The organism is Halanaerobium sp. (genome assembly GCF_003070835.1).
In genome coordinates, this window is the sequence record NZ_QBLR01000176.1 from 1 (window position 1) to 7,015 (window position 7,015).

At 31.0% G+C, this 7,015-nt stretch carries 9 protein-coding genes and 1 tRNA gene; 2 read left to right on the forward strand and 8 right to left on the reverse strand.

Translation table 11 applies throughout. The annotated features are described in order from the left end of the window. Positions 1-154 precede the first annotated feature (154 nt). Together CI949_RS14465 and CI949_RS14470 are read left to right on the forward strand one after the other, a co-directional pair. Positions 155-231: transfer RNA gene (locus CI949_RS14465), tRNA-Arg, on the forward strand. 60 nt (positions 232-291) lie between these two features. Continuing rightward, positions 292-561, forward strand: coding sequence for a stage V sporulation protein S (locus CI949_RS14470; RefSeq protein ID WP_091401885.1), 270 nt, complete (start codon positions 292-294; stop codon positions 559-561). Between the two features lie 23 nt (positions 562-584). Here CI949_RS14470 and CI949_RS14475 read toward each other — a convergent pair whose 3' ends face one another. The 8 genes from CI949_RS14475 to CI949_RS14510 form a co-directional block, all read right to left on the reverse strand. Further along, positions 585-1,778: a hypothetical protein gene (locus CI949_RS14475; RefSeq protein ID WP_091401887.1), complete on the reverse strand. Its 1,194-nt coding sequence runs from the start codon at positions 1,776-1,778 to the stop codon at positions 585-587. Continuing rightward, a complete protein-coding gene (locus CI949_RS14480) occupies positions 1,765-1,899 on the reverse strand; it encodes a hypothetical protein (protein WP_290767569.1) in 135 nt (44 codons plus the stop codon). Before CI949_RS14480 ends, CI949_RS14475 begins: the two co-directional genes overlap by 14 nt. Continuing rightward, a complete protein-coding gene (locus CI949_RS14485; protein WP_290767572.1) occupies positions 1,892-2,842 on the reverse strand; it encodes an NAD(P)-dependent oxidoreductase in 951 nt (316 codons plus the stop codon). Before CI949_RS14485 ends, CI949_RS14480 begins: the two co-directional genes overlap by 8 nt. A 4-nt stretch (positions 2,843-2,846) precedes the next feature. Further along, entirely contained in the window at positions 2,847-3,914 is a 1,068-nt protein-coding gene (gene rfbG / locus CI949_RS14490) for a CDP-glucose 4,6-dehydratase (RefSeq protein WP_290767575.1), read from the reverse strand. After that, positions 3,914-4,690: a glucose-1-phosphate cytidylyltransferase gene (rfbF, locus tag CI949_RS14495; protein WP_290767577.1), complete on the reverse strand. Its 777-nt coding sequence runs from the start codon at positions 4,688-4,690 to the stop codon at positions 3,914-3,916. The genes rfbG and rfbF overlap by 1 nt, the downstream gene beginning before the upstream one ends. 20 nt (positions 4,691-4,710) lie before the next feature. Next, positions 4,711-5,409 (reverse strand): ferredoxin--NADP reductase, encoded by a 699-nt coding sequence (locus CI949_RS14500; RefSeq protein ID WP_290767579.1) that lies wholly within the window; start codon positions 5,407-5,409, stop codon positions 4,711-4,713. Between the two features lie 2 nt (positions 5,410-5,411). Continuing rightward, a complete protein-coding gene (gene rfbH / locus CI949_RS14505) occupies positions 5,412-6,731 on the reverse strand; it encodes a lipopolysaccharide biosynthesis protein RfbH (protein WP_365941724.1) in 1,320 nt (439 codons plus the stop codon). Then, positions 6,715-7,015, reverse strand: a 301-nt coding sequence (locus CI949_RS14510) for a polysaccharide biosynthesis C-terminal domain-containing protein (protein WP_290767584.1), incomplete at its 5' end; no start/stop codon positions are given. The genes CI949_RS14510 and rfbH, both read right to left, overlap by 17 nt.

Consider the following 7,015-nt stretch of genomic DNA (forward strand, 5'->3'; position numbering starts at 1 on the left):
GCAATTATTAGAGACAAACACCAAGCTGAACTACAAGCTATAGGGGCTGGTGCTGTTAACCCCATCAGTTACATCAAATATTTCAAAAGAGTATTTAAATATATATAAACTTGATAAAAACTTTAAATTAATGTATAATTTAATATGGCTTTGAGCGTTTGTAGCTCAACTGGATAGAGCGTCGGACTTCGGATCCGAAGGTTGTGGGTTCGAATCCCGCCAAGCGCGCCAAGATAGACAGATTGACTATTAATTACTCCAAACATCAAAATATCAAAGGGGGTAGTATTCATGGCAGAATTAGAAGTACTTAAAGTTGCAGCAAATTCTAAACCAGTTGCTGTTGCCGGGGCATTAGCAGCAATTATTAGAGACAAACACCAAGCTGAACTACAAGCTATAGGGGCTGGTGCTGTAAACCAAGCTGTGAAAGCAGTTGCTATAGCAAGGGGGTATGCGGCTCCAAGTGGTGTTGATTTAGTTTGTGTTCCAGCTTTTTCAGATGTTGAAATAGAAGGAGAAGAAAGAACCGCAATTAAATTTGTTGTAAAGCCTAAATAAGAATACATAAAAAAGAAGGGAGTTTATATCCCTTCTTTATCTATATTAAGTAATGTTTCATAACTTTCCAAGATCAAAGAAAATAAATTCATCAATTCTAAATTATTTTCCCTTATACTTTCGTTCAAATTAATACACATTTCTTTTTTGTGCTCAATATTTTCTTCAGAAGGATAAATTATCAAAAAATCACATTTTATATCTTCGATTTCTTTATTAGAATATACACCTACTGGTAAGTTTTCATCATGATCATATTTTGTTAAAGAATGTACTTCTGATAAATTTTTTATACCGCTGACGAATTTATTTTCTATCTCTGTTGGATCTTTGAGCATTTCCAAAAGCTTGTCAAAAATTTGGAATAGTCGTAAGGTTTTTAAATTTATTTGTTCTTTAAAATCTATTAGTTCTAAAAATTGTTTGATATAAAAATGTTCTATTATTTTATGTATAGTGCTTATAAAAAGTCTTTCTTCTTGCTCGATAAAGGTGTCTCTCAAAATAAATATTAAATAAGCATCATTTTCTAAACTACCCACAGGGAAAACTGCTTTGATTTTTTTATCTTTATATGCATCCAAACCATCGACATCTTCAAGCAGAAGGATGCTTCCCATTTCAACTGTAGAGAGTAATATTTCATCTAAACATATAGAATTCCAATCGAGTTCATAAAAACCTATTTTAGAAAATAAATTAGCCTGCATTCCTGATATTTTATAAGTATAAACCCCACCAAAAAGCATTTCTGATAAAGTGCTTTGTATTATTTCGATAAAATCGTCTTCTTTTAGAGGTTCAGATAAATTAAGTACCAGAGATTTTATTGCTGATAATTGATACGATAATCTGTCGATTACAGTTTCTAATCTGTTTTTTTCATATAAATTTTCTTCTTTTGCAAAAGCATTGTTTAAGTACTGGATATTGTTTTCATCTTCAAATCTACCATCACACAAAATAAAAGTACTAAAAGAAAATTCAAAAGGAAACAAGTCAGGATATTCTTGAAGTAATTCTTCCAAGTCATTGAATTCAAGTTTTTTAGGAGTCACATCTTGAGCATCTAATATTACCCATGATTTTTCTATATTCCTAACAATTAATAATTTAGAACTTTTAGTTTCTGTAATCAATAATTCTCCCAAAAGAGAGTGAAATGAAGGTGTGCCTATTGTTGAAACTAACTCAAGAATTTTGTTAATATATTTCATTATCCCCCACCCCTTTAATAAATTCAAAACAATTATGGTTTTCACTTATTAAATATTCTATTAAACGACCCACTCCTGAATCACCAGCTGGTATACCACTTATAATAATTGGTTTAGCCATTATTATTGCCTCTTTTATTAAATCTATTCCACCAATCAATTGTTTCTTCTAAACCATTTTTAATTGATGTATTATCTTTCCATCCTAATTTTTTAATCAGACTATTATCTGAATAAAACTCCATAGTTTCACCTTTTCTATAAGATAAAGCACCTAATTCAAACTCACTTTTGGGTAAAAACTCTCCAATCAGTTTAACGATATCTTTTATTAATATTTGTCTACCCGTACCAATATTGATTATTTCATAATCATCAAACTCATTATAATTATTAATTAAAATTATGAATGCATCAATTAAATCGTCAATATATATAAAATCTCTACTTTGTTCCCCTGCAGTAAGTTTCATTTTTTCTCCATTGATACCTTTCCTAATAAGTTCTGGTATCAACATTTGAGATGTCTGTTTTGGTCCATAAGTTAGAAAAGGTCTTACTGTAATAATTGGTTTATCATAAATTTTTGAGAACAACTCACATAAATATGTAGAACAAGTTTTTGATAAAGAATAAGGAGAAACTGGATGTTCTCTCTGATTTTCCTGGAATGGAGCCCCACCATCACCGTATTCTTCACAGGTACCTGTATTAATAAATAAGTCATAATCAATATTATTTAAAGATTTTAATAAATTTAAAGTACCATTAAAATTATTATCAATTGCCATATCAATACCATTTAAATCTCTTTCAGCATTCACATAAGCAGCTAAATGAACAATAATATCTGGACTTAATTTTGAAATGAATTTATTTAATTTATCAAGATCTTTTATATCAATAATTTCCATATTAATTTTATCAATATTTTCCAAACGCCAAAAATTATTCTCCGAATGAGCAATCACATGTACTTCTTCTCCCATTGTTAATAACCTATTAACTAAATGAGATCCTATAAAACCAGTACCCCCTGTAACAAGAAATTTTTTATTTTTCATGATTTTATTTTTCACCTATACTTAAATATTCTTTAATTTGCTCTACATCAAAATCATAATCAACATTATCATTCTGATACCAGTCAACAACTAAATCAATTGTCTGTTCAAAACTAAGTTTTGGTTCCCAGTTTAAATGATGTCTTGCTTTACTAATATCAAGTTTCAATAATTTTGCTTCATGTGGTTCATTGTTATTAGACGTATCAATCCATTTACCTGAACCCCATTTATTAACCAGTTTATCAACAAGTTCTCCAACTGTAACAATTGAAGCTTCATCAGGACCAAAATTCCAGGCACCTGTATATTTTTCAGGATTTTGATATAGTTTTGAAGCTAATAATAAATATCCCCGCAAAGGTTCTAAAACATGCTGCCAGGGTCTAATAGCTTTTGGACTTCTAATCTCAATAGCTTTATCTTCTTTTAGATAGCTAATACAATCAGTTATCAATCTATCTGCTGCCCAGTCTCCACCACCAATAACATTACCGGCTCTAACTGAAGCCACGGCTATATCAGAATCATCACTCTCAAAAAATGATCTTGTATAAGCAGAAGTAACCAATTCTGCACAGCCTTTGCTCGAACTATAAGGATCATATCCACCCATAGGATCATTTTCTCTATAACCCCAGATCCATTCATTATTTTCATAACATTTATCACTGGTTATAATAATGACAGTTTTAACACTACTACTCTGTCTTGCTGCTTCTAGAACATTTACAGTTCCCATTACATTTACCTCATAGGTTTCTCTTGGTTCTTTATATGATAATCTGACCAGAGGCTGAGCTGCTAGATGAAAAACAATCTCTGGTTTTTCTTCCTCAAAAGTTCTTAAAAGATTATCATAATCTCTTATTTCACCTCTAAGATCAGTTATCTTTTCACTTAGATTAGTAACGGCAAAATTGTCTTTCTCTGTATAAGGGTCTAAAGCATAACCAATCACATTAGCTCCCATTTCATTTAACCAGATAGATAGCCAGGATCCTTTAAATCCTGTGTGACCTGTTACTAATATATTTTTATCTTTATATATTCCATCAAATAATTCTTCCATTACTCCCAGACCTTCCAGAAGGCTTTATCTTCATTCCAGAGTTTATTTAAATGTTTAACATCACGTTCATGATCCATACATTCCCAGTTGCCATCATGCTTATAAACCATTACCTTACCCTGTTTTGATAATTTCTCCAGAGGTCCAACTTCAAAATCACAATCTTCAGCAGTTGTTAAATAGTCCAGCATTTCTCTTTCAAAAACCATATAACCACCATTAATCAACCCTTTAGAAGTCTGTGGTTTCTCTTTAAATGATTGAACTACATTATCTTCTTCTAACAGCTCACCAAATCTTGCCGGTGGATGTACACCAGAAATAGTAACCATTTTATTATGTTCTTTATGAAATTCAACCAATTCATTGATATCTATATCAGCAACTCCGTCACCATATGTAAGTAAGTTAATACCATCATCTAAATATTCTTCAATTCTTTTGATTCTACCACCTTTAAGAGTATTTAAACCTGTATCAACTAAGGTAACATTCCAGTCCGTTTCATTGTGATTATTATGGAATGTTATATCAGAGTTACTCAAATCTATAGTAAAGTCATTATTTTTAGCCTCATAATGCAGAAAATAATCCTTAATTACATCACCTTTATAACCAAGACAGATAATGAAATCAGTTACTCCGTAATGAGCATAAGTCTTCATAATATGCCAGAGAACAGGTTTCTGACCAATCTTAACCATAGGTTTTGGAATTAAATTCGTTCTATTACCAAGTCTGGTTCCAAACCCTCCTGCAAGTATTACTGCTTTCATAAAAATTCAACCCCCTGTTTTTATTCCCACTGATCTAGATAAATATTTTTTAGGTTTTCAGCTTCAAGTTTTTCTTTGAAATCTAAATTAAAATTAGTTGTACCACAGATATAATAATGGGCTTCCTGATAATTGGAAGCTGAGTTTATTACATCTTTTTTTGATATTCTTCTATTTATGGTTTTACTATTTTTTTCTTGAGTTGTAAACAATAATAGTTGAGCATTATTTAATTTATCTTTTAGATAATCAAGTCTTATAAAATCTTCATATTTTTTAGCTGAGTAAAGAAGTTTTAATCGCTTTAGCTCATTTTGTTCTTCCAGAGCCTCTATAAAACTAAAAAATGGAGTAACTCCAGTTCCACCAGCAAGACAGATAATATCATTTTTTTGATCAAAAACCGGTAAAATAAAATCTCCATAAGCATATTTAATTGTAACTTCACTACCTTTTTCAACTTCATTAAAAATCCTTGTAGTATATCGTCCAACTTTTTTGATTATAAGTCTAATTACTTTTTCTTTATTATAATAAGAAGCTAAACTGAAAGTTCTTGATTCAGGCCAGTAATCAGAAGAATCTACTTCTTCTAAAGATAGCTGCAAAAACATTCCAGCTTCAAATCTTCTATATTTATCAGGTTTTAAGATATATTCTCTGATCTCTGATGTATGTTCTTTGACAGATAGCACTTCTGCCTGGGTTACAACTGCCATTTCTATATCCTTTCATCAAAGAAATCAGCAAACTGCTGAATAATATATTCAATTTTCTGGTCATCAAGACCTGGATAAACTCCAATAAAGAAAGTGTTATTCATAATATAATCAGTATTGGCAAGATCTCCAATAACTCGGTATTCAACATTCCGATAGGCAGGTTGTCTGGTTAAGTTACCAGCAAATAATTGTCTGGTCATAACTTTATTTTCTTCTAAGTAATTAACAAGTTCATTTTTAGTGAATTTATCATTTTCTCTAACCGATAATGGAAAGGCAAACCAGGAAGGATCAGAATTCTCTTCCGCCTCAGGCAAAATCAAATATTCTTCAAATTTCTTAATACCTTTATATAACTTTTTGAAGTTTTCTTTTCTTGCCTCTATAAAGTCAGGAAGCTTTTTTAACTGTTCTACTCCAACTGCTGCCTGCATATCAGTAACTTTCAAATTGTAGCCAACATGACTGTAAACATATTTGTGATCATAACCATAGGGAAGATCTCCAAACTGCATAGAAAATCTGCGTCCACAGGTATTATTCGCACCTGGTTCACAGTAACAGTCTCGCCCCCAATCTCGAAAGGAAACAGCTAGTTTTTTATATACCGGGTTATTAGTTAAAACTGCCCCACCTTCTCCCATTGTCATATGATGAGCAGGATAAAAACTAACAGTAGCAAAATCACCAAAAGTTCCGACCATTTCACCATCATAAGTAGTTCCAACTGCATCACAGCAATCTTCAATTAAATATAAGTCATGTTCTTCAGCAAATTCAGTTACAGCCTTTAAATTAAATGGATTACCCAGAGTATGAGCAAGCATAATAGCTTTAGTTTTATCAGACAGTGCTTTTTCTAATTCTGAAACCTTTATATTATAGGTGCCAAGTTCTACATCTACAAATACAGGCACAAGCTTATTTTGAACAATTGGATTAACTGTTGTTGGAAAACCAGCAGCAACAGTAATTACTTCATCACCAGCTTTTAACTTTCTATCTTCTAATTTATCTGAAGTTAAAGCTGATAAAGCAACTAAATTAGCAGAAGAACCAGAATTAACCAGAGAACAGTATCTCTGATCCATAAAATCTGCAAATTCTGCTTCAAATTCTTCAGCATATCTACCAGTTGTTAGCCAGAAATCAAGACTGGAATCAACTAAAGATACTTTTTCTTTTTCATCAAAAACTCTAGCTGCAAATGGTATTGTGTCTTTACCAAGTTCAAAACTTTCTTCTTTTTGTTCTTCTCTATGTAACTCTTTTACTTTTTCAAGTATTTCTTTTCTTAGTTTTTTAGTTTTTTTTGACAACTTTTTCACCCCATATTTTCTTAATAATATCTAAAGGACCAAATATTGCAAATAAACTTAATGAAAAAATCGACCCTAAAACTACACCGTTATTTCCCATTTTTAAGTATCTTGCAAAATACACTGATAATGGTATATTAATTACCGCAGCAATAATTGAAGTATAAAATTGAACTTTCATTCTACTAATTCCATTGGAAATATATGAAAAAATGTCACTCCAAATACGAAGCACTATCATTATTGACATTAATATAATAAAACTATTACTTAAATCTAAATTT